General features: G+C 66.3%; 1 pseudogene. It reads right to left on the bottom strand.

What is annotated here, in order from left to right:
• Positions 1 to 255: pseudogene (locus ACK3CV_RS25470) on the bottom strand (intermembrane transport protein PqiB); the annotation flags it as partial.

Below are 255 nucleotides of genomic sequence, written 5' to 3'. Positions count from 1 at the left end.
CCGAGCCGACGCGGTAGCCGCGGAACAGCACCGGATCGCCGGCGTTGAGCTGGCCCGATTTTTCGCTGTCCAGCACGATGCGCAGCCCTTTGGCATCCGGAGAGGCCAGCGGCGGCGCGTCGAGCAGTTGATAGTTGTCTTTGCCGTCTTTGCCCTTGTTGCCCGGCTGCAGTTCGATATAGGCGCCGGAGAGCAGCGTGCCCAGCCCGGAGACGCCTTCACGGCCGATCTGCGGCTTCACCACCCAGAAGGCGG

The sequence above is a fragment of the Serratia sp. TSO36 genome, from assembly GCF_057808395.1.
The sequence above is the reverse complement of the archived record's forward strand: the minus strand, read 5'-3'. Positions and strand labels throughout refer to the sequence as shown.